The sequence below is a fragment of the Streptomyces sp. NPDC088097 genome (assembly GCF_044741845.1).
Lineage (GTDB): Bacteria > Actinomycetota > Actinomycetes > Streptomycetales > Streptomycetaceae > Streptomyces.
Map to the genome: position 1 here is coordinate 169,586 of NZ_JBIUTJ010000003.1, position 21,016 is coordinate 190,601.

15 protein-coding genes are annotated in these 21,016 nt (G+C 73.9%); 6 read left to right on the plus strand and 9 right to left on the minus strand.

The window, feature by feature from the left end; genetic code table 11:
• Nucleotides 1–114 precede the first annotated feature (114 nt).
• Nucleotides 115–780: a response regulator gene (locus ACIOD1_RS10790; RefSeq protein ID WP_401901542.1), complete on the minus strand. Its 666-nt coding sequence runs from the start codon at nt 778–780 to the stop codon at nt 115–117.
• Nucleotides 777–1,985 (minus strand): sensor histidine kinase, encoded by a 1,209-nt coding sequence (locus ACIOD1_RS10795; protein ID WP_401901545.1) that lies wholly within the window; start codon nt 1,983–1,985, stop codon nt 777–779. Before ACIOD1_RS10795 ends, ACIOD1_RS10790 begins: the two co-directional genes overlap by 4 nt.
• A 153-nt stretch (nt 1,986–2,138) precedes the next feature.
• Here ACIOD1_RS10795 and ACIOD1_RS10800 point away from each other — a divergent pair, with 153 nt between their 5' ends.
• Nucleotides 2,139–2,390 (plus strand): hypothetical protein, encoded by a 252-nt coding sequence (locus tag ACIOD1_RS10800; protein WP_365612435.1) that lies wholly within the window; start codon nt 2,139–2,141, stop codon nt 2,388–2,390.
• Nucleotides 2,391–2,430: 40 nt separating this feature from the next.
• On the opposite strand, the gene ACIOD1_RS10805 is transcribed toward ACIOD1_RS10800, so the two are convergent.
• On the minus strand, nt 2,431–2,937 hold the full coding sequence (locus ACIOD1_RS10805; protein ID WP_401901547.1) for a hypothetical protein: 507 nt from the start codon (nt 2,935–2,937) through the stop codon (nt 2,431–2,433).
• Between the two features lie 241 nt (nt 2,938–3,178).
• On the opposite strand from ACIOD1_RS10805, the gene ACIOD1_RS10810 reads away from it, so the two are divergent.
• On the plus strand, nt 3,179–5,314 hold the full coding sequence (locus tag ACIOD1_RS10810; RefSeq protein ID WP_401901549.1) for a SpoIIE family protein phosphatase: 2,136 nt from the start codon (nt 3,179–3,181) through the stop codon (nt 5,312–5,314).
• Nucleotides 5,315–5,322: 8 nt separating this feature from the next.
• Here ACIOD1_RS10810 and ACIOD1_RS10815 read toward each other — a convergent pair whose 3' ends face one another.
• The 3 genes from ACIOD1_RS10815 to ACIOD1_RS10825 form a co-directional block, all read right to left on the minus strand.
• Nucleotides 5,323–6,525: a PP2C family protein-serine/threonine phosphatase gene (locus ACIOD1_RS10815; protein WP_401901551.1), complete on the minus strand. Its 1,203-nt coding sequence runs from the start codon at nt 6,523–6,525 to the stop codon at nt 5,323–5,325.
• A gap of 70 nt (nt 6,526–6,595) precedes the next feature.
• The gene (locus tag ACIOD1_RS10820; protein WP_401901553.1) at nt 6,596–8,689 is read right to left on the minus strand and encodes a prolyl oligopeptidase family protein; all 2,094 of its coding nucleotides are present in this window, start codon (nt 8,687–8,689) and stop codon (nt 6,596–6,598) included.
• Between the two features lie 38 nt (nt 8,690–8,727).
• Nucleotides 8,728–9,642, minus strand: coding sequence for an aldo/keto reductase (locus ACIOD1_RS10825; protein WP_365612422.1), 915 nt, complete (start codon nt 9,640–9,642; stop codon nt 8,728–8,730).
• 162 nt (nt 9,643–9,804) lie between these two features.
• On the opposite strand from ACIOD1_RS10825, the gene ACIOD1_RS10830 reads away from it, so the two are divergent.
• Genes ACIOD1_RS10830 through ACIOD1_RS10840 form a run of 3 tightly spaced genes read left to right on the plus strand, consistent with a single transcriptional unit; the run spans nt 9,805 to nt 12,766 of the window.
• Nucleotides 9,805–10,797, plus strand: a complete 993-nt coding sequence (locus ACIOD1_RS10830) for a DUF5937 family protein (RefSeq protein ID WP_401902326.1) — start codon at nt 9,805–9,807, stop codon at nt 10,795–10,797.
• Between the two features lie 32 nt (nt 10,798–10,829).
• Nucleotides 10,830–11,435, plus strand: coding sequence for a TetR/AcrR family transcriptional regulator (locus ACIOD1_RS10835; RefSeq protein WP_365612419.1), 606 nt, complete (start codon nt 10,830–10,832; stop codon nt 11,433–11,435).
• Nucleotides 11,432–12,766: an MFS transporter gene (locus tag ACIOD1_RS10840; RefSeq protein ID WP_401901555.1), complete on the plus strand. Its 1,335-nt coding sequence runs from the start codon at nt 11,432–11,434 to the stop codon at nt 12,764–12,766. The genes ACIOD1_RS10835 and ACIOD1_RS10840 overlap by 4 nt, the downstream gene beginning before the upstream one ends.
• 21 nt (nt 12,767–12,787) lie before the next feature.
• On the opposite strand, the gene ACIOD1_RS10845 is transcribed toward ACIOD1_RS10840, so the two are convergent.
• Nucleotides 12,788–16,063 carry a TIM-barrel domain-containing protein gene (locus ACIOD1_RS10845; RefSeq protein ID WP_401901557.1) on the minus strand — a complete coding sequence of 1,092 codons (3,276 nt, stop codon included), beginning with the start codon at nt 16,061–16,063 and terminating at the stop codon, nt 12,788–12,790.
• Nucleotides 16,064–16,430: 367 nt separating this feature from the next.
• Between ACIOD1_RS10845 and ACIOD1_RS10850 the strand changes: the two genes are divergently transcribed.
• Entirely contained in the window at nt 16,431–18,824 is a 2,394-nt protein-coding gene (locus ACIOD1_RS10850; protein WP_401901559.1) for a D-alanyl-D-alanine carboxypeptidase family protein, read from the plus strand.
• A gap of 65 nt (nt 18,825–18,889) precedes the next feature.
• Here ACIOD1_RS10850 and ACIOD1_RS10855 read toward each other — a convergent pair whose 3' ends face one another.
• Together ACIOD1_RS10855 and ACIOD1_RS10860 are read right to left on the minus strand one after the other, a co-directional pair.
• Nucleotides 18,890–20,245, minus strand: coding sequence for a serine hydrolase domain-containing protein (locus ACIOD1_RS10855; RefSeq protein ID WP_401901561.1), 1,356 nt, complete (start codon nt 20,243–20,245; stop codon nt 18,890–18,892).
• An 86-nt stretch (nt 20,246–20,331) separates the two neighbouring features.
• A complete protein-coding gene (locus tag ACIOD1_RS10860; RefSeq protein WP_365612403.1) occupies nt 20,332–20,904 on the minus strand; it encodes an XRE family transcriptional regulator in 573 nt (190 codons plus the stop codon).
• Between the last annotated feature and the right edge of the window lie 112 nt (nt 20,905–21,016).

Below are 21,016 nucleotides of genomic sequence, written 5' to 3' on the forward strand. Positions count from 1 at the left end.
GGGTGTGCGTCTCGACTACGAGACTCCCTCCGGGAGGGGGCGCCGGTCGTCGTACGGCCGGCTGCACCGCGGCTGCTCCCCCGGGAGTACGGGAGCGGGAGCGGCGGCCCGGGGTCAGTCGAGCCAGCCGGGCCGGACCAGCCCGGACTCGTAGGCCATCACGACGAGTTGCGCGCGGTCTCGGGCACCGAGCTTGACCATGGTCCGGCTGACGTGGGTCTTCGCGGTGAGCGGGCTGACGACCAGGCGCCGGGCGATCTCCTGGTTGGACAGGCCCATGCCGACCAGAGCCATCACCTCCCGCTCCCGGTCGGTGAGCGCGTCGAGTCCGGTGTCGATGCCGGGGCCCCGGGAGCGGGCGGCGAACTCGGCGATGAGGCGGCGGGTGACACCCGGGGAGAGCAGGGCGTCACCCGCGACGACGGCCCTGACCGCGCGCAACAGTTCGGCCGGTTCGGTGTCCTTGACGAGGAACCCGGAGGCACCGGAGCGGATCGCCTCGAAGACGTACTCGTCGAGCTCGAAGGTGGTGAGCATGACCACCCGCGCCTCGGTTCCCGCTCCTGGCGCGGTGATCCGCCGCGTGGCGGCCAGTCCGTCGAGACCGGGCATCCGGATGTCCATGAGGACGACGTCGGGGCGCAGCTCCCGCGTCAGGCGGGCCGCCTCCTCCCCGTCGCCGGCCTCGCCGACGACCTCGATGTCGGGCTGGGCGTCGAGCAGCGCCCGGAACCCGGCCCGCACGAGCAGTTGGTCGTCGGCGAGCAGTACGCGGATCACGGGTCCTCCTGGGGCGGGGCGGGGGCCCGGAGCGGAAGGGTGGCGGTCACCCGAAATCCTCCGTCCGGGCGCGGACCGGCCTCGACGGTGCCGCCGAGGGCGCCGGCCCGCTCACGCATCCCGGCCAGCCCGTTGCCGCTGCCGCCGGCGGCGCTGTCGGCGGCCGGACCGTCGTCGTCCACGCGCAGTACGAGCGAGCCGGGCCGCCAGCCGAGCCAGATCCGGGCGGTGCGGGAGCCGGAGTGCCTCACGACGTTGGTCAGGGCCTCCTGGAGGATCCGGAAGGCCGCCAGGTCGGTGCCCGGCGGAAGGTGCCGGGCCCGGCCGTCGACGGCGGTCTCGACGGTCAGCCCGGCGGCGGCCGCCTGCTCGACGAGTTCGGGGAGGCGGTCCAGCCCGGGCGCCGGGGCGCGGGGGGCGGCGCCGGGTGCGCGCAGGGTTTCGAGGACCTGCCGGACCTCGCCGAGCGCCTCCTTGCCGGCGGCCTTGATGGTGGTGAGCGCCGTGCGGGCCTGCTCGGGGTCCGAGTCCAGCAGGGCCAGCCCGACGCCGGCCTGGACGTTGATCACCGAGATGCTGTGGGCGAGGACGTCGTGGAGTTCGCGCGCGATGCGCAGCCGCTCCTCATCGGCCCGGCGCCGCTCGGCCGCCGCCCGCTCGACCCGCTCCCGGGACCACTGCTCGCGACGCAGCCGGACCAGCTCGCAGACGGCGAGGACCGCGAGGACCCAGGCGGCGACGCCCAGCTCGCGCGCCCAGGGTGCCGGGCCGTCCCCACCGGGCGGGAGGTATCGGTAGAGCCAGTGACCGATGAGCAGGTGTCCGGCCCAGAGCAGCCCGACCGCCCCCCAGGCGGCCCGCCGGTGACCGGCGATGACGGCGGCGAAGCAGGCCACCACGAGGGCGAGGAAGACGGGGCCGTGCGGGTATCCGGCGCCGAGGTAGACCAGGGTGACGGCGCTGACCCCGTAGACGACGGCGACGGGGTGGCGGTGGCGGACCACAAGCAGGGCGGGGCCGATCAGCAGCAGGAGTCGGGCCAGGAGGTCCGGCGCGACCCGTCCGCTCTGGCCCTGCCCGGCCCATTCGGAGCCGACCTGGGCGATGACGGCGACGAGCAGCGCGGACCGCCAGGCCGGCCCCCGACCGGCCCGCTCCACCCACTTGTGCCAGGGAGGCCCCGGCCGTTCGCGCTGCTTGTCCATACGAGCAACGCTAGACCGGGGCCCCCCTCACCCGCGTCACCCCGTCGTAGCGTCTGCCGCGTACTCCCCAGGTAGTACGCCGCCGCCAGGTGGTAGGGGGTGTCCCCCCGGCGCCCGGATGCGGCCACGACGCCACGGCGCCAGGGTGGAGGCATGGAGCACGCGCCGATCGTCGTCCACCGCATCTCCCCCACCGGCGGGCGCCGGGTGAGTCTGCGACTGCGGGACCGGGAGTCGACCCTGGGGGTCGCGCACACGGACGCCGATGTGATCGAGTTCCTGCGCCGCGCCGAGGTCCCGGACCCGGACGAGCTGGTCCTCGGTTCCGATTCCCCGCTCGTCGAGTGGCAGGGCGACGCCCCGCACGCGTACGAGGCGGAGCCGACGGACACCGACGTCCCCTGACCGGGCCGACCCGAACCGGGCGGGCTCGCCTCCCATTGGCTCAGTGGAACAGTACGGAGGCCCCGCCCGCCGCCGTGGTGACGGAGGCCGGGCACAGGAAGCCCCCCGAGGTCCTGGTGGCGTTGAACTCCCGGTTGACGTACTTCCGGGTGGTCCCGTCCCGGTCCCAGACGAGGTTCACGGCCTTGTAGCGGCAGGTGACGAAGCTCTGCCGGCCGGTGATGTCGATCAGGTCGGTGCGCGCGGTGCCGGCGGCGTCGTCGAAGGCGAAGGCCGGGTCGTTGTTGAGGGAGGCGGTGATGCCGCCCCCGCAGGTGAGGTTGCCGCCGGGCTTGTTGACGCCGGTCCGGTCGATGACGAGGGCGGCGGGCGGAACGGCTGTGGTGCGGGCGCCGGTCCAGGTGCAGGTGTTGCCGGCGACGACGATGACGCCGTCGGCCTTCTGGTCGGCGGCCGGTCCGTTCGCGGCGGCGCTCGTGGCGCCCGCGAAAGCGCTCGTGAGGGCAAGCGCCGCGACGGCGGCGGGCCTGGCGAGGTGCAGCAGCATGTCGCTCCTCCTTGACACGTCCTTGTGGGGGTGCGGTGCGAGGTCGACTCCGGAGTGCGCCACGGAGCGTGTCACGGAGACCTTGAAATGTCATGCGCACATCACACATTGGCCTGATCCGGGCAACGCGGCCGCCGACATCGAGCCCGCAGGCCCCCGGCCGGGTCGCAGGCCGAGGGGCTGGGCCGCAGCATGGAGGGAGTCCGTCCGGGGGAGGTCCGGGGGAGGAGGGAGTCCGCCCATGGCCGATGCCCCCATGGCCGATGCGCAGCCCACTCCCACGGCCGACGGCGTCGGGGCCGATGCGCAGGCCACCCCCACGGCCGACGGCGTCGGGGTGGCGAGCCCGACGGCGGGCGGCCTCTTGGACGTCCTCGGGGTGGCGGCCGTCGTCCTGGACGCCGAGGGCCGGATCACGCTGTGGAGCCCCCAGGCCGACCGGCTCTTCGGCTACACCGCCCCCGAGGCGCTCGGGCGCCACGCCGCGCAGCTGCTGGTGGACGAGCCGCACCGCGACGAGGTCCTCGGGCTGTTCGCCCAGGTCCTGACGGGCGGGGGCGCGTGGGCGGGCTCGTTCCCCGTCCGGCACCGGGACGGCCGCACCGTGATGGTGGAGTTCCGCAACATGCGCCTGGACGCCGGGCACGGCCGCCAGTACGCGCTGGGACTGGCCTCCGAGCGGGACACGCTGCGCCGGGTGGAACGGGACCTGGCCCTGTCCCTGCGCCTGGTCGACCAGTCCCCCATCGGCCTGGCCGTCTTCGACACCGACCTGCGGTACGTGCTGGTCAACCCGGCCCTGGAGCGGATCAACGGGATGTCGGCAGGCCACCACCTGGGACAGCGAATCGGGGAGATCCTGCCGTCCCTGGACACGGAGGCCCTGGAAACCAGGATGCGCACGGTCCTCAAGACGGGGGTGCCCCTGCTGGACCAGTTCACCACCGGCCGGACGGCCGCCGACACGGAGACGGAGGGGGAGCACGCCTGGCTGGTGTCGTTCTACCGGCTGGAGGACCAGGCCGCGCAGGTCATCGGGGTCGCCGTGTCCGTCGTGGACGTCACCGAACAGCACCGTACGGCCGTCTCGGCCGCGCACGCCCGGCGGCGCCTGTCGCTGATCGCGGACGCCTCGGTGCGCATAGGCACCACCCTCGACCTGGACATCACCGCGCGGGAGCTGGCCGACGTCGCCGTTCCGGAGGTCGCCGACATCGCCGCGGTCGACGTCCTCGACACGATCCTGACCGGGGTGCGGCCGGGCGAGGACGCCGAGGTGGGGGCGTTGCGGTTCCGGGCGCTCGCCGTGAAGGCCGCCTACCGCAGTCCCGCCGAGGAGGCGGCCGATCCCGTCGGGGCGGTGGCGATGTACGGCCCGGCCCGGCTGGTGTCGCGCTGCGCGCTCACCGGGCGGCCCGTGCTCGTGCCCCGGGTGCGCCCGGAGGACCTGCCGCGCATCGCCCGGGACCCGGATTCCGCCCGGCTGCTCGGCGAGGCGGGCGTGCACTCGTACCTGGCGGTGCCGCTGATCGCCCGGGGGCAGGTGCTGGGCGCTCTCGATCTGAAGCGGGCCCGCAACCCGGTGCCGTTCGGGCAGGACGACGTCCTGCTGGCCTCCGAGCTGGCCGCGCACGCGGCGGTCTCCATCGACAACGCCCGCTGGTTCCAGCGCCAGCGCCACGCCGCCCTCGCCCTCCAGCGCCACCTGCTGCCGCAGCACCCGCCGGCGGCTCCCGGGCTGGACATCGCCTACCGGTACCAGCCCGCCGGGGCGGCCGACGAGACGGGCGGCGACTGGTTCGACGTGATCTCGCTCTCCGGGGACCGGACGGCCCTGGTCGTCGGAGACGTGATGGGCAGCGGGATCAACGCGGCCGCCACGATGGGCCAGCTGCGGGCGACCGCGCGGGCACTGGGCCGCCTGGACCTGGAGCCGGCCACCGTCCTCACCCACCTCGACGCGGCCACCGCCGACCTGGGCGAATCCATCGCCACCTGTGTCTACGCGGTCTACGATCCGCACACCCGGCAGTGCCTCATCTCCACGGCCGGTCACCTGCCCCCGGTGCACCTGCGCGAGGGGCGGCACCCGAGGCTGTTGCGGCTGACGACGGCGGTCCCGCTGGGGGTCGGCGGGATCCCCTTCAGCACGACGGCCCTCGTCCTGCATCCGGGCGACGAGCTGATCCTCTACACCGACGGGCTGATCGAGACCCGGGACACGGACATCGACACCCGTCTGCTGATCCTGACCGATCTCCTGGCCGGTCCCCACCATCCGATCGAGGAGACCTGCGACCTGCTGCTGTCGGCCCTGCGCCGTCCTGACACCCACGACGACGTGGCCCTGCTGATCGCCCGCGCCCTGCCCTCCTGAGACGTCCGTCACGGGTGTGCGGGGCGGGCGCGGATGCGGGCCGCGAGGACGGCGACGTCGTCCTCCGCGTGCAGGGCGTCGAGGCCCTCGACGACGGCGTCGGCGGTCTCGGCGGGGCTCGCGCCGACCGGCACCCGCAGGGCCGTCAGGCGGGCCAGCGAGGTGTCGATGTCCTCGCCTCGCCGCTCGACGAGGCCGTCGGTGTAGAGCAGGAGGGTCTCCTCCTCACCGAGGGGGTGGACCGCCGACTCGTAGCCACCGAAGCCGGTGCCGAGCGGTGGGCCCACGGGGACGTCGAGGAGCCGGCCGGTGCCGTCCGCGGCGAACACGGCGGGCGGGAGGTGGCCGGCGGCGGCGTAGACGGCGGTCCGGCGGGCCGGGTCGACGCGGACCAACAGGCAGGTCGCCGGGCGGCGGGCATCGTCCTCGGACACCAGGGCGTCGAGCTGGCGCAGCACCCGGTGGGGGGCGAGGTCGGTGGAGGCGATCTCGCGCAGGGTGGAGCGGTAGGCGTTCATGTCGACGGCGGCTTCGAGCCCGTGGCCCATGACGTCGCCGACGACGAGGAGGGTCCGGCCGAAGTGGAGGCGTACGGTCTCGAACCAGTCGCCCCCGACGAGGGCGCTCGATCCCATCGGCAGGTAGCGGCCGGCGATCAGCAGGTTCGGGTGCGGTCGGCCCGGGTCCGCGACCAGGGCCCGCTGGAGGTTCAGCGCGACGCTCTCGGTGGCGGCGAGGCGCCGGGCGTGGCGGATGTGGACGGCGGCGACCCGCGCCGCGAAGTGCACGGCCGCGGCGTCGCGGTCGGTGAAGGGGGCGCCGCCGCGGACGGCCACGAGGGTGCCGTACGAGGTCCCCTGCCGGCTGAGCGCGACGGACAGGCCGTGCACCGGGGCGGCGCCGGGTCGCAGGGCCCAGCTGCGCAGGGGATGCCCCTCGTCCACGGCCCGGACGGAGGCCGGCACCCCGGCGGCCGGGGGGCGCAGCAGGTCGGTGGCCCCGGCGGCGGCCACCCGCCGGACGCGGCCCTCCACCGTCAGGTCGACGGCCGCCGCGTCGCACAGGGTGCGGAAGAGGAAGGAGACGAGTTCCCGGCAGGTGGTGTGCTCGTCGTCGGTGGTGCCGATCGCCTCCAAGGCGTCGTCGAACCGGCGCGGCACCCCACCGGACCCCTGCGGTACGTCGTCGAAGCCGTGCGTGCCTGGCGACACCGTTCCCCGTGCCTCCGCCCCGACGGGCGGCCCCGTGCGGGCCGCCGATCGGACCATTGCACCAGCCGCGTCACCTCGGCGGGGTCAGGCGCTCCAGGAGGAAGGTCTGCACGAGTGCCTCGTTGAAGGCGGTCTGCTTGTGATCGGTGGCTCCGGAGTGGCCGCCGCCGAGGTGCTCGTGGAAGAGGACGGGGTGTCCGAGCTCGCGCAGCCTGGCAGCCGCCTTGCGGGCGTGGCCGGGGTGGACGCGGTCGTCGCGGGTGGAGGTGAGCAGCAGCGTCGGCGGGTACGGGGGGCCCTCGGCGCGGATGCGGTGGTAGGGGGAGAGCGCCTCCAGGTGGGGGCGGTCGGCGGGGTCGTCGGGGTCCCCGTACTCGGCGATCCAGCTGGCTCCGGCGAGGAGCTTGTGGAAGCGGAGCATGTCCAGCAGGGGGACGTGGATGACGACGGCGCCGAACAGCTCGGGGTGGCGGGTGAGCATGGCGCCCATCAGGAGGCCGCCGTTGCTGCCGCCCTCGATGCCGAGTTGCGCGGGGGTGGTGATGCCCCGGGCGGTGAGGTCGCGGGCCACGGCGGCGAAGTCGTCGTAGGCGCGGACCCGGTTCGCGCCGAAGGCGGCCTGGTGCCACTCGGGGCCGTACTCGCCGCCGCCGCGGATGTTCGCGACGACGTACGTGCCTCCGTGCGCGAGCCAGGTGCGGCCGGTGACGGCGCTGTAGTGGGGCGTCAGGGAGATTTCGAAGCCGCCGTACCCGTAGAGCAGGGTGGGTCCGGGGCCCGGGCGGTCCTCGGGGCCGACGACGAAGTAGGGCACCCGGGTGCCGTCGGCGGAGGTGGCGAAGTACTGGTTGACGGCGAGGCCGGCGGTGTCGAAGAGGGCGGGGGCCTGCTTGAGGGTCTCGCCCTCGTCCCCGCTGCCGGCGGTGCCCCGGTGGAGGGTGGAGGGCTGGAGGAAGCCGGTGACGTCGAGGAAGTACTCGTCGCTCTCGTCGGGGTCGGTGTCGACGACGGAGGCGGTGGACAGGGGCGGTACGCCGGCCAGTGGTGCGCGGCGCCAGCCGTCGGGGCCGGGGGTGAGCAGTTCCATCCGGGTGCAGACGTCGGCGCGGGTGCTGAGCAGGAGGTGCCCGCGGGTCCAGCTGTAGCCGCCGAGGGAGGTACGGGCGTCGGGGGTGAAGAGCGGCTCGGGGATGCGCTCCCCGGCCAGGAACGCCTCGAAGTCGAAGGCGAGCAGGCTGCCCGCCGGGTGGCCGAGCCACGGGGACCGGGGGCGGACGAGGAGCCATTCGCGGTGCACGGAGGCGACGGCGTCGTCCGGTACGTCGATCTTCACGGGAGCGGCGGCGCCCGCCTCGGGGCCCGCCGAGAGGGAGTCCGCGGAGGGGGAGCCCGCCGGGAGGAGGAACATCTCCGCGTTCCAGAAGTCGATCTGGCGGGAGAGGAAGTCCCTCTCGAAGCCCGGGGTGTCGTCGTGCCAGCCCGAGGCCGAGATGTCCCCGGCCTGCCCCTCGTAGACGAGGCGGGCCTCGGTCAGGGGGGTGCCGCGGCGCCAGCGGCGGACCTGGAGCGGATAGCCGGACGTGGACATGGACCCGGGCCCGAAGTCGGTGCCGATCCAGACCTCGTCGGCGTCGATCCAGCCGACCCGGGTCCTCGCCTCCTCGACGGCGAAGCCCCCGCCGACGAACTCCCCGGCCTCCAGGTCGAACTCGCGCACCACACAGGCGTCGGCGCCGTCCCGCGAGAGCAGGATCAGGGCGTGGCGGTGGGCGGGCCCCAGAACACGGCTGCCGGCCCAGGCCCACTTCTCGCCCTCGCGCGCGGCCAGTGCGTCCAGGTCGAGGAGGATCTCCCAGGCGGGCCGCTCGGTGCGGTACTCCTCCAGGGTGGTGCGGCGCCAGACACCGCGCACCTGGTCGGCGTCCTGCCAGAAGTTGTAGAGGTGCGGGCCGCGCCGGACGACGTACGGGATGCGTCCGTCGTCGTCCAGCGCCTCCAACACCTCGCGCTCCGCCACCTTGAAGAGACTCGATCCGGTCAGGGCGGCCACGGTCTCGGCGTTGCGCTCCCGCACCCAGGCCAGGGCTTCCTCGCCGGACACGTCCTCCAGCCAGAGGTGGGGGTCGAGGGCGGGGTCGGTGGTGCGGAGGTCTTCGTCGCTCATCCGCCGATTGTGCCGGACGCGGGGGCGGAGGGGACGGCCTACGCCGCGTTGTGGTGGGCGCGCTCCAGGAGGGCCAGGTCCTCGTCGGACAGCCGCAGGGCGCCGGCGGCCACGTTGGCCTCCAGGTGGTGCGGGTTGCCGGTGCCGGGGATCGCCAGGACGTGGGGGCCGCGGTGCAGGGACCAGGCCAGCCGGATCTGTGCGGGGCTCGCGCCGTGCGTCCGGGCGACGGTGAGGAGTTCCTCGCTCTCGGCGCCCGTGGCGCCGGACTCCCGTCCGGCGGCGGCGATGGAGTAGAAGGGGACGAAGGCGATGCCCTGTTCGCCGCAGGAGCGGACGAACGCGTCCTGGTCGGGCCGCATCCCGATGCCGTACGGGTTCTGCACGCACACGACCGGCGCGATGGTGCGGGCCTCGGCGAGCTGTTCGGGGGTGACGTTGGAGACGCCGAGGTGGCGGATGAGTCCGGCCTCGCGCAACCGCGCCAGGGCGCCGAACCGTTCCGCCACGGAGTCGGTTCCGAGGATGCGCAGGTTCACCAGGTCGAGGTGGTCGCGGCCGAGCTGGCGCAGGTTCTCCTCGACCTGTCCGCGCAGTTGGGAGGCGCTGTGCGCGTGCTCGATCCACTCCCCCGTGAGGTCGCGGCCCGGACCGACCTTCGTGGCGATGACGAGGTCGTCCGGGTAGGGGCCGCCCAGCGCGCTGTTGATCAGCTCGTTGGCGGAGCGCAGGGGGGAGAAGTAGAACGCGGCGGTGTCGATGTGGTTCACGCCGAGTTCGACGGCGCGGCGCAGGACGGCGACGGCACGGTCCCGGTCACCGGAGACGGCGTCGGCGATGAGGGCCTTGCCGTTCTGCGGGAGGCGCATCGAGCCGAAGCCGATGCGGTTGACCTCCATGTCTCCGAGTTTCCAGGTGCCCGAGGCGGCTGCGGTGATCGTTTCGTTCGTCATGTCGGGATGATCTCCCGGCCGGTAGGCTCCTCGCCATTGATTCACACATGCGTGAATCCATGACGGTGGGGGGTGGGGGTCGTGGGCGCGAGTCGTTCGGCGCGACCGGTGCGGTCGGTGGGAGCGGCGGAGCTGGCGTTCTCGGCGCGCGATCTGGCGCAGATGCGGTTCGCCGTCTCGCCGATGTGGGAGGTGGGGACGAGCCTGCGGCTGCTCGCCTCGGGCGCCTCGGGGGCCTCGCACGCCGTGCACGGGCGGTGGGTCGAGCAGGTCAGGCCGCGGCTGGCGGCCTCGGGACTCGACCGGGGCCGGCTGGCGGAGCTGGTGCCCCGGCGGGGCTTCGTACCCGACTTCCTCAATCCGGCGCCGGACGGGCCCGCCCCCACCCTGGAGCGCGAGTTGGCCCGGATCGTGGCCTCGTCCGCCGCCGCGGTACGCCGGGACCTGGACCGGCTGGAGGAGGAGCAGGGCGGACTCGGACCCCGCTCGCGCGCCCTGTACGCCGATCCACGGGCGCACCTGCCCCGGGTCGCGGAGGAGATCGAGCTGTACTGGGAGTCGGCGCTCGCCCCCTACTGGGCGCGGATCCGGGCCGTGCTCGACGCGGACGTCCTCCACCGCTCCCGGCGGGTCGCCGAGCAGGGCGTGGCGCACCTGTTCAACGACCTGCACGCTTCGTTGAGCTGGTCCGACAACGGTGTGCGGTTCGCCCTGCGGCGCGGCGCCCTGTCGCGCGGGACGGCGGGGCCGGGGTTGGTGCTGCTGCCCTCTGCGTTCGCCGGGCCGTTCCCGCTCACCCGGGTCGCGCCGCCCGAGCCGCCGCAGGTGGCCTATCCGGCGCGGGGCACCGGAACCCTGTGGGAGCCGAGGGCCGCGGCGCCGACGGAGGCCCTCGCGGCGGTGCTCGGCCGCTCCCGCTCCCGACTGCTGGCGGAGCTGGGCTCCCCCGCCTCCACCACGGAACTGGCCGCCCGCACCGGCCTGTCCGCGTCCGGGGTGTCGCAGTACCTCACCGCCCTGCGCGACGCGGGCCTGGTCAGCGCGCACCGGGCCGGCCGGTCGGTGCTGTACGCCCGTACCACGGCGGGCGAGTCCCTCCTGGGCGCGGGATCGGGCCCCGACGTCGGCGCCGGTGCCGACACCGGCACGACGTAGACAGTGTCTACGCCCTCTGGTAGACAAGGCCCATGGACACCGAGAGCCCGCTGCGCGAGCGGCTGATCGACGCCGGCGTGGAGCTGGTGCTGAGCGAGGGGCCGGGGGCGCTCGGGCTACGGGAGATCGCCCGCCGGGCCGGTGTCTCGCACGGCGCACCCCGGCGCCACTTCCCCACCCACCGGGCCCTGTTGTCGGCCATCGCCCGCCGGGGCTTCGCCGACCTCGTCACCCGCTTCGAGGTCGCCTCCCCGACCGGCGCCGGCCCCCGCGAGCAGGTCCGGGCGCTCGGAGCGGCGTACGTGGCCCACGCGGTGGAGCGACCCGGCATGTTCGAGCTGATGTTCCGCCACGACCTCCTCGACAGCGGGGACGCCGACCCCGACGCCGGTCCGCGACTGCGCGAGTCGACGCTGCCGTTGCTCGGGACGTTCGTCGCGCTGATCGCCCGGTGCGGTGTCCCGGATCCCGAGGTGACCGCCGCCGCGCTGTGGGCGAACCTGCACGGCGTGGCCCAGCTCTGGGGCCGGGGCAGTCTGCCGCTCGCCCTCGGCGGGGGCACCTCCGAGGATCTGACGCGGCTGGTGGACGCCGCCGTGACGGCGCACCTCGGTCCCCCCGGCGGGGGACCGGCGTGAGGGAGCGAATCGCGCTCGCCGTCAGCGTGGGCGGGGCGGCGCTCGTCGCTTTCGACGGCACCGTCCTGTTCGTGGTCCAGCCGAGCCTGCGGCGCGATCTCGGCGCGAGCCTGACCCAGGTGCAGTGGACCAGTACCGCCTACCTCCTGACCGTCGCTGCCTTCCTGGTCATCGCCGGGCGCCTCGGCGACCGGTACGGGCACTCCCGACTGCTGGCCGTCGGCTCGCTGGGCTTCGCCGCCGCGTCGGCCGGCGTCGCGCTCGCCCCCGACATAGGTGGGGTGATCGTCCTGCGCGCCGTTCAGGGCCTGTTCGGGGCACTGCTCCAGCCCGCGACGCTCGCCCTGCTGCGGCTGGCGTACCCGCCCGAGCGGCTGGCCGGGGCCATCGCCTTCCGGACCGCCGCGATCGGGGTGGCCACCGCCGCGGGCCCGCTGGCGGGCGGACTGCTGGCCGCGCACCCGGGCTGGCGGGCCGTGTTCGTCCTCAACGTGCCGGTGGCGGTGGCCATCGGCGTCCTGACCCTGTTCGTACGGGCCCCCGCGCCCTCCGTCTCGACGCGGACCCCGCTGGGGCCGGTCGCGCCGATCCTGCTCTCCGGCGCCTTGGCCTCGGCGGTGTACGCCCTGTCCGGGGCGGCGGAGTACGGGTGGACGGCGGGGCGGACCCTCGTCGCCTTCGGGGTCGCGGCGGGGTTCGGGACGCTGTTCGTACGGGGGGAGCGGCGGGCGACGTGGCCGCTGGTGCCGGCCGCCGTGGCGCGGACCACGGCCGTGACGGCTTCGATGGGGCTGCTGCTCGCGGTCTCGGCCGGGATGTTCGGGGCCCTGTTCACAGCCACGTTCCTGCTCCAGGACGTACAGGGCCTCGGGCCCCTGGCCACCGCCGTACGGGTGTTGCCACTGACCGCGCTGATGGTGGTCGGAGCCCCGGTGGCCGCAGCCGCGCTGCGCCGGTACGGGGCCCGGCGGACGGCGCCGGCGGGAACGGTCCTGGTGGTGCTGGGCATCGCGGGGCTGGAGCGGGGCGGGCCGGTGGCCTTCGGGGTGCTCGGCGCCGGGTTCGCGGCAGTGATGGTCACCGCCACCGGGACCGTGGTCGGTGACGCCCCGGCCGGACACGCGGGGGTGGTGAGCGGGCTCAAGCAGACCGCGATGAACGTGGGCCCGACGCTGGGGATCGCGGTGGCGGCGGGCGCCGGGGGCTGGGGTTCGGCCGGCCGCACCCTCATCGCCCTGGCCGTGTTGGCCGCCCTCGGGTTGGCCGCGGCGCGCCTGCTGCCGGGCCGGACACCCGTGGGGGAGGTGTCCGGACCGGCGGTCAGGGGGTGAGGGTCTGACTCCGGGCCGGGGTCAGGGGGTGAGGGTCCAGCGTTGGGCGGAGGTACCGGCGCAGGTGGCTCGGGTCAGGCGGGTGCCGTTGGCGGTGCCGGAGCCCGCCGGGGTGAGGCACTGGCCGGCTGTGCGGAGGCTGCCGTCCGGGCCGGCCTGCCACAGTTGCCCGGACCCTCCCGTGCAGGCCTGGATGGTGACCTTCGCGGGGTTCGACCCGTCGAGGCAGACCCCGGTGAGGCCCGTGAGGCGGCCGTCCGGCTGGAGGGTCCAGCGCTGGTTGGGGCCGCCGTGGCAGGAGTACAGGGTGGGCTCGGTACCGGGGGTGGTGGCGCTGTACGGGAGGTCGACGCAGCGCGCGGAGGCCGCGTTGACGAGGGTGGCGTCGGTGGGGAGCGGCGCCGGTCTGCCGGTGAGGGTGATTTCGGCGGCGCTGGTCCAGGGGCCTCGACCGCCCGCCTCCGTCAGGGCCTTGAGGCGCAGGTAGCGGCCCGCCTTGGGGGCGAAGGTCACCGGCTTGACCGCCGGGGTGTCGGCGAAGGTGCCGGAGGCGGCCGGGGCGCCCCAGTCGGTGGTGGTGTCGGACACGTAGACCTCGTAGCCGCCGATCCGGCCGTTGGCCCCGCCGTCCTGGCGGGGGAGGTAGCCGAGGCCGTCGACCGCCTGGCGCGCGCCGAGGTCGATGACGATCTCGTGCGGCAGCGCGGCCGGGGTGCCGGAGGACCAGGCGGTGTGCCAGAGGGTGGCCGGGTTCCCGTCGAAGGCGTTGCGGGCAGCGCCGTTCTCGGAGGCGCTCTCCTGGCTGTCGGCGGAGACCAGCTTCCAGCCCGTCTGGGGGATGGCGGCGGATCCGGCCGGCACCGGTTCGGCGGCGGGGAGGGTGGTGCCGGTCGCGGTGAGGGTGAAGGCCCCGCTCTTCGTGCCGGTCTTGACCCACAGGATCCCGGCGCGGTCGGCCGGGTCGTGGAACCAGCCGGTGGCGGCGGAGTCGTAGGCCGCCTTGGTGGCGAGGCGGGGCAGCGCCGCGCCGTCCACGGTCAGGGCGGAGGGGGCGGAGGCCACGTGCAGGCTGAACTCGTATCCCCGGGTGGCCTGTTGTCCGGAGTAGCTGCCGGTGGGGGCGCCGACGGAGACGGTGACCGTGCCGGTTCCGGCGGCCGGTGCGGTGACGTCCACGCGCTGGCGGGCGTAGGCGCCGGACTCGTGGGCGCGGGTGCGCCCGTCGTCCTCGTAGAGGTTGAAGGTCGAGTCGCCGCGCGGGTGGATGTCGTAGGTGAGGGTGGAGAGGGGCTTCTCGCCGGTGTAGTTCATCTGCGGCCACATCGGGACGATGGCGCCGCCCTTGACGAACAGCGGGAGGGTGTCGAGCGGTGCCTGGTAGTTGTCGAGGCGGCCGGGGCCGGCGTACGTCTTCCCCGTCCAGTAGTCCGTCCAGGTACCGGCGGGCAGGTAGATGCCGTCACGGACGGAGGTGTCGGAGACCACGGGTGCGACGAGGAAGGAGTCGCCGGCCATGAACTGTCCACTGGTGTCGTTGCCCCGCGCCACCGGGTCGTCGGGGTATTCGAGGACCATCGCGCGCGTGCTGGGCACTCCGCTCTCGTGGGCGGTGCGGCTCATCGTGTAGAGGTAGGGCATCAGCCGCATCTTGAGCTGGAGGTACTTGCGGTTGATCGACAGGTACGGCTCGGCGAAGCGCCAGGGCTGCTTGTCCTGGTAGCCGGCCGACGGATTGGTCGCGCCCCAGCCGGACATGGTCATGAAGGCGGGGGTGAAGGCCTTCCACTGGAGGTCGCGGGCATACGTCTTGGGGCTGCCGCCGAAGATGCCGTCGACGTCGCCGGAGGCGTAGTTGAGGGCGGACAGTCCGGCGCCGGTGACGGCGGGGACGTGCCACCGCATGGCGTCCCAGGTGCCGCTGGTGTCGCCGGTCCAGACGACGGCGTTGCGCTGGGTGCCGGCCCACCCGTCGACGGTCCACACGTAGCGGCGGGCGTCGGAGTTCTTCTCGATGCCGTCGACCGCCTGTTGGACCCCGTCGAAGGCGTACTTGTAGCCGCCGCCGATCCACGCCACGTCGGTCTTGACCCCGCGGCTGCCGGCCGTGCCCACCTCGTCGGCGATGGAACCGAGGCCGGTGGAGGTCCACAGACCGGTCTGGAAGCCCTTCGCCTTGAGGGCGTCGACGGTGGATTTCAGGGGGGCGGTGTAGCCGCACCCGTAGCCGTCGTTGGGCAGGAACCACCCCGAGGGCATGTCGGCGGCGCGGGCGTCCGCCGCGTAGCCGACGACGTCCGGTGTGGTCTGGTGGCGGAGCCGGTCGTGGGCGCCCTGGTAGGCGGGGTTGGAGGCGTTGAAGCAGTCGGCGTTGCCGAGTTCGAAGCCCCACATCGGCGCCATGAAGGGCTTTCCGCTGACATCGGTGTAGGCGTCGAGCACCGACTTGAGCGAATCACCGGTGAAATACCAGGCGTCGAACCGGTTCTCGTCGTGGGTCAGGGCGGTCGGGGCGTCGAAGGCGTACGAGCCGGGGGCCCAGGTGTTGCGCATGACGCCGTAGTCGTTGGTGGACATGTAGAAGGGGGCGGGGCTGGCGTTGTCGTTCTCGCGCCACTTGTTGTCGACGGCCACGGGCACGGTCTTGCCGCGCAGGGCCCACTCGCCCAGACGCAGGCCGGTTCCGTAGAACTGCTCGTCGGCGGCCCGGGCCAGGTACTGGGTGGTGTGCCCACCGCCCCAGGCGGTGGGTTGGACCTCCTCCCAGACGAGGGTGGAGTTGTCGGCGCGGTAGACGGAGAACCGCAGCGGTGACTTGTTGACCCGGATGGAGAGGGAGCCGGTGGTGATCCGGTAGTAGGTACCCGCGTCGCTGTAACTCGCCACCACGGGGCCGAAGTTCGTGGTGGGTGCGAGATCCGAGCCGGCGGGGTCGTCGGTGAAGCCGCCGTCCGGGGAGAGCCAGAGACGGAAGATGTCGGCGCGGGCGACCACGACGCGGACCTTGGCCCCGCTCGACGTGCCGACGGTGAAGGTGCCGCCCGACTGCGACACACCGGTGGCGGAACCGGCCGTCGTGGTGGGCGCGGCCGCGGCGGTGGGCGGGGCCGCGGCCGTGGAGGGTCCGCCCGTCGCAGCGCGGGCGGTGGCCGGCCCCGCGGCGGCGAGCCCTATGACCGCGAGGACGGCCGCCAAGAGGGCCGCGAGCGGGATCCGGCGTCCGTGGGAGGGCCTGCGCGGCCCCCCGGTTCCGTACGTGGGCGGGGGTTCGTGCCGTTCGCGCCTCGGAATCGGTCTCATCGGGCAGCTCCTCGTGCGGTCCGGATCGCGGACACACCTCATTGGCATGCACCCGGCAAGATAGCGGACCCGGGCCCCACATTTGAAGGAACCTGCTTGAAATCGTCGACTACCAAGCAGTTTTGAGCAAGAAGCGCGCGCGTCGATGATCCCGGGAGGCCAGGAAGAGGGCACGCTGTGCGCGCACCACGTCGAAGTGGCGGTCGGGCAGAAAGTCCAGGCGCGGGTCCTGGGCGATGGTCAGGGTCCGTCAAACCGGCGGAGTATGACCGAACCGTCACAGCCCCCGGCGGATGGAACGGGTCGGCCGGGTCGGACATCTAGGTGACCGACGGGGCCGGGTGACGGCCTCGCGGTTGATGACGGCGTGAACGGCAAGGTGGGGCGCGGCATGAAGGCGGAATCGGTGGCGGAGCGGGCCGACAACCGGGAGCTCAACGACGGGGACACCACCTCGCCGGCGGACTCCGGGGCCCGACAGGAGGCGAAGCCCCTGACGGAGGGGACCACCGCCGGGTCGGCCGAGCCGACCGCGCCCCCCGAGCAACACCAGGACTCCCCCGCCGAGGGCCCGGCGCGGTCCGCCGCCACCGAGGAGCGGGTCGAGCGGGAAACGGAGCCGGAACCGGCCACCTCCCCGGCCGAGGACAGCCCGACGCCCGCCCCTGCCGTCGCGGCGGCGGAAGCGGAAGCGGAAGCGGAAGCGGGGCGGGACTCGGAGGCAACCGCGACCCCTGAGGGCGACGCGGGCACGGGGGGTCCGGCCGAGGGGGCCGAGGCGGAGGCGGGCGCCACCACGGGCGGGGAAGCCGACGCGGACACTCCGACCGAGCGGGCCGAAGCGGAAGCGGAAGCGGAAGCCGAGACAGGGGCCGACGCGGAGGCAGACGCCGACGCGGAGGCAGACGCCCACGCGGAGGCAGACGCCGAGCGTCAGGCCGAGCAGGCCGACCCCGAGGAGGGGGACGAGGCCGGCGACGGTGAGTCGGTGCGAGAGCGGGACGAGCCGGAACCGTCCGCCGAGGCCGAGCCGGACGAGTCGGACGGCGACGACTCCGACGACCCCGACGACTCCACCACACAGGCCGACACCGAGCCGGACACCGAGGCGAACGACAAGGCCGACGCCGCTCCCCCGGAGGCCGAACCCTCCGACGAGCCCGCCACCCCGGCGCCCACCGCCACCACCAGCGCCGCCCCCGCCGAGGAAGCCGCTCCCCCGGAGTCCGACGCCGAGCGGACGAGCAAGTTCCTCGCGCTCAAGGACCTCGACGGACCCGGGTCCGCCCCCAAGCCCACCCCCGCCCGTGCCCCGAAGCCCGCCCCCGCCCCCGCCCCTGAGCCCCTCACCCGCACCGACCCCCGCACCACCCCCCACCCCCGCCCCGCCGCCGAGCCCGAGCCCACCGCGCCCGAGCCCACCGGGCCGGAGGTCACGCGGCAGGCCCCGCTGCCTCCGCTCGAACTGCTCGCCGAGCTGACCAACACCGCTCCCCCGCCGGAGACCCCCCGCCGCACCCTGGCCCGTCGCGTCAAGGTGTGGACCCCGCTCGTGCTGCTGCTCGGCGCCGCCGTCGCCGGGGGGCAGTGGCTGCGCCCGCTGCCGGCCACGCAGTTGGTCGGCACGCAGTCCTCGTACCTCATGGACGGCGCGACGAACATCCCCTGGCCGGCCAAGGGCCAGGCCGCGGTCCGGGTCCCCGGGTCCGGGGACATCGGCGTCTTCGGCGAACAGAAGCCGGTGCCCACCGCCAGCGTGGCGAAGGTGATGACGGCGTACGTCATCCTCAAGAACCACCCGCTCCGCAAGAGCGAGACCGGGCCCCGGATCGAGGTGGACGCCCAGGCCGTGGCCGACGGGACCTCGGAGGACGAGTCCCGGATCGAGGGCCTGAAGGCCGGCACCACGTTCACCCAGCAGGACATGATCAAGATGCTGATGATCCCGTCCGGCAACAACATCGCCCGCCTACTGGCCCGTTGGGACACCGGCACGGACTCCACGGATGCCTTCGTCACGAAGATGAACGCGGCTGCCGAGGAACTCGGGATGGACGACACCACCTACACGGACCCGAGCGGCCTGGACGCCGGCACCGTCAGCACCGCCGTCGATCAACTCAAGCTCGCCGAGGCGGTGATGAAGGAGGAGGCCTTCCGCGCGGTGGTGGCCATGCCGAACGCCCGGATCGACGGCCTGCCGGACGCGATCAACAACAACAACGACAACCTGCTCCTCGCCCCGGGCCTCAGCATCAAGGGCATCAAGACCGGGTCGAGCACCCCCGCCGGCGGCGCGCTGATGTGGGCCGCGTACAAGTCCGTCGGGAACAAGGACGAGTTGATCCTCGGCACGATGATGGAGCAGCGCGCGGAAGGCGCGGACCCCAACGCCAGGCGGAGCCTGGAGCTCGTGAAGGAGAACAGCCGCAAGGTGATCGAGGCGGTTCGCGCGGCGCTCGGTCCCGCCGCGGCCCCGGCCGTCCGCAAGGGCCAGACGGTGGGCTACGTCTCCGACGGGCTCGGCGGACGCACGCCGCTCGTCGCCACCCGCGACCTGCCGGCGGTGGGCGTACCGGGCCAGCGGATGAAGCTCACCCTCAGCCCCGGGGCGAAGCCGGTCCCGCACGAGGCGAAGGCGGGCACCGAGGTCGGTGTGCTCACCGTGGGCGACGGGGTCGGGGCGAGGAGCATCCCGGTCGCCGTGGGATCGGAGCTGTCCACCCCGTCCTTCACCGCCCGCGTGACCCGCCTCTCCTGACCCGCACGTCCGATCCACCTGTCCTGACCTGGGATCCGGCACGGCAGCGGGCACTCCGAGGGGCGTCAGCCTGCCGGGGGCTTCGGCGAGGTCAGGTCGAGGCCGGTGTAGATCTGGTCCAGGACGGTGGGGAGGAGGGCCTGGGCGGTGGTGCGCCCGTCGAGCGAGAGGGTCAGGTTCGTCCAGATGACGAGCGTGACGTCGTTGTCCGGGTCGTACCCCATGAAGGAGTTGTAGCCCGGGAGTTCACCGCCGTGGTAGTACATCGCGGCGTGCGGCGCGAAGCGCTGGTAGGCGATCCCGTAGCCGTACTTCTGCCCGTCGGGCGCGGCCGGGTCCTCGGCCCGTGGGCTGTCGAGCCACTGCGGCTGGTGGGCGGGGTCGAGGACCTTGCCCGTCACCAGGGCCCGGATCCAGGTCGCCAGGTCGTCGGCCGTGGAGATGACGCCCCCGGCGGCGGTGGCGTAGGAGGGGTTCTGGTGGGTGTAGTCCAGCGGTGCGAGCTTGCCCGAGCGACCGGCGGCCCGCACGTCGGCGGGGTAGGGGTCGTCGACCAGCGCGTGGGACGATCCGCCGTACATGTAGCCGTGTGCGAAGGGGGCGGGCAGGGACACGTCCCGCGTGCCCGGCAGTGATGTTCCCGCCAGGCCGAGCGGGGCGAACAACCGCTCCCGGAGCTGTCGGGCCAGCGGTCGCCCTCCCGCCTTCTCCGCGACGAGGCCCAACAGCGCGTAGTTGGTGTTGCTGTACTCGTAGGACGCGTCGGGCGCGAAGTTCGGCGGGCGCCGGAAGGCGATGTCCAGCATCTCGCGCGGAGTGCGTGCCCTGCCCGGCTCGGCGTCGAGGGAGGTCGCGAGTTCGGGGGCCGAGGTGTAGTTGTAGAGCCCGCTGCGCATCGTCAACAGCTGGGCGAGGGTGATGTGTTCGCCGTTCGGAACGCCCGTGACGTAGTCGGACACCGGGTCGGTCAACCGGAGCCGGCCGTCCTGGGCGAGGAGCTCGATCAGCGCCGCGGTCATGGTCTTGGTGTTGGAGGCGATCCGGAAGTGGTCGGCGGTGGTGGGGGCCACGGCCTTCTCCCGCTCGGTGGTGCCGACCGCCGTCCGGAAGGTCCCTTGGGGGGTGCGCAGCAGGACGATCGCGCCGGGCACGCCGAGTTCCTTGGTCATGCGCTCCACGGCCGATCGCAGCGCGGCCGGATCGATGGTCTTCAGCGCCGACGACGTGGCGGCGGGCGGGCCGGGCGGGGTGGGGTCCGCCGCACGGGCCGTGACCGCCGGCGCGCCCCCGGCGACGGGAGCGACGGCGAGTTCGGCGGAGGCCGCTCCTGCGGGCAGGGCGCAGGCCACTGCCAGCAGGGCGGCGCAGGGGGCCAGTACGGCCATACGTCGACGGGCGGCGCGGGTACGGGACTTCCTCATGTCACACCACCAGCTCACACGTCACACACACCACGCAGGCCACACAGCCTGAACCCGGGCAAACCACCCTAGTTTACCCCGCACCCCTACCCACCCGCGATGACGAGCAGAGTACGGGCGGCCGAGCCCCCCTCCGGCAGGGCGCAGCGGTGCGGGACCTCGCCGCGGTGGTGGGCGCTCTGCCCGGCGCGCAGCAGGAGCGGCTCCTCCCCCTCGACCTCCAGGAGGACCTCCCCCTCCAGGACGTAGAGGAAGTCCTCACCGGGGTGTTCGAACCAACCTCGCTCTCCGCGCCCGGGCTCGAAGTGATGCTCGTAGGCCTCCATCAGGCCGCTGCGCCCGCCCGGGATCAACACGTGCGCCACCTGGCCGGCGGTCTCGCTGACCCGGATCACCTGCGGGTCGCTCTCGTGGCTGACGACCCCGGGGCGGTTCGGCGGACGCAGGAAGGTGCCCGGCGCGACATCGAGGGCTTCGGCGATGCGGTAGATCGAGCTGAGGCTCGGCGTGGCCAGCCCGCGTTCCAGCTGGCTGAGGAAGGGCTGCGAGAGGCCCGAGCGGGATGCCAGGACGGCCATGGAGACGCGGCGGGCCGTGCGGCAGCCCCGGATCGCGCGACCGACTTCGAGCGCTTCGGGCGTGGGTTCGGGTCGAGACACGCTGGTGAACGTACCCCATCGCCCCGGTGGGGCCGGGTGGGCCCGGACGGTTTCACACCGCCGCAACACGCCGTTGATAAGCGTGGTCAATTATTGATCTCACTTATCAAGT

Coding starts and splice junctions, on each gene's coding strand:
- ACIOD1_RS10820 (WP_401901553.1), bottom strand. CDS start 8,689: ATGAGCGACGAAGACCTCCGCACCACCGACCCCGCCCTCGACCCCCAC.
- ACIOD1_RS10825 (WP_365612422.1), bottom strand. CDS start 9,642: ATGACGAACGAAACGATCACCGCAGCCGCCTCGGGCACCTGGAAACTC.
- ACIOD1_RS10835 (WP_365612419.1), top strand. CDS start 10,830: ATGGACACCGAGAGCCCGCTGCGCGAGCGGCTGATCGACGCCGGCGTG.
- ACIOD1_RS10800 (WP_365612435.1), top strand. CDS start 2,139: ATGGAGCACGCGCCGATCGTCGTCCACCGCATCTCCCCCACCGGCGGG.
- ACIOD1_RS10830 (WP_401902326.1), top strand. CDS start 9,805: ATGCGGTTCGCCGTCTCGCCGATGTGGGAGGTGGGGACGAGCCTGCGG.
- ACIOD1_RS10855 (WP_401901561.1), bottom strand. CDS start 20,245: ATGAGGAAGTCCCGTACCCGCGCCGCCCGTCGACGTATGGCCGTACTG.
- ACIOD1_RS10810 (WP_401901549.1), top strand. CDS start 3,179: ATGGCCGATGCCCCCATGGCCGATGCGCAGCCCACTCCCACGGCCGAC.
- ACIOD1_RS10805 (WP_401901547.1), bottom strand. CDS start 2,937: ATGCTGCTGCACCTCGCCAGGCCCGCCGCCGTCGCGGCGCTTGCCCTC.
- ACIOD1_RS10845 (WP_401901557.1), bottom strand. CDS start 16,063: ATGAGACCGATTCCGAGGCGCGAACGGCACGAACCCCCGCCCACGTAC.
- ACIOD1_RS10795 (WP_401901545.1), bottom strand. CDS start 1,985: ATGGACAAGCAGCGCGAACGGCCGGGGCCTCCCTGGCACAAGTGGGTG.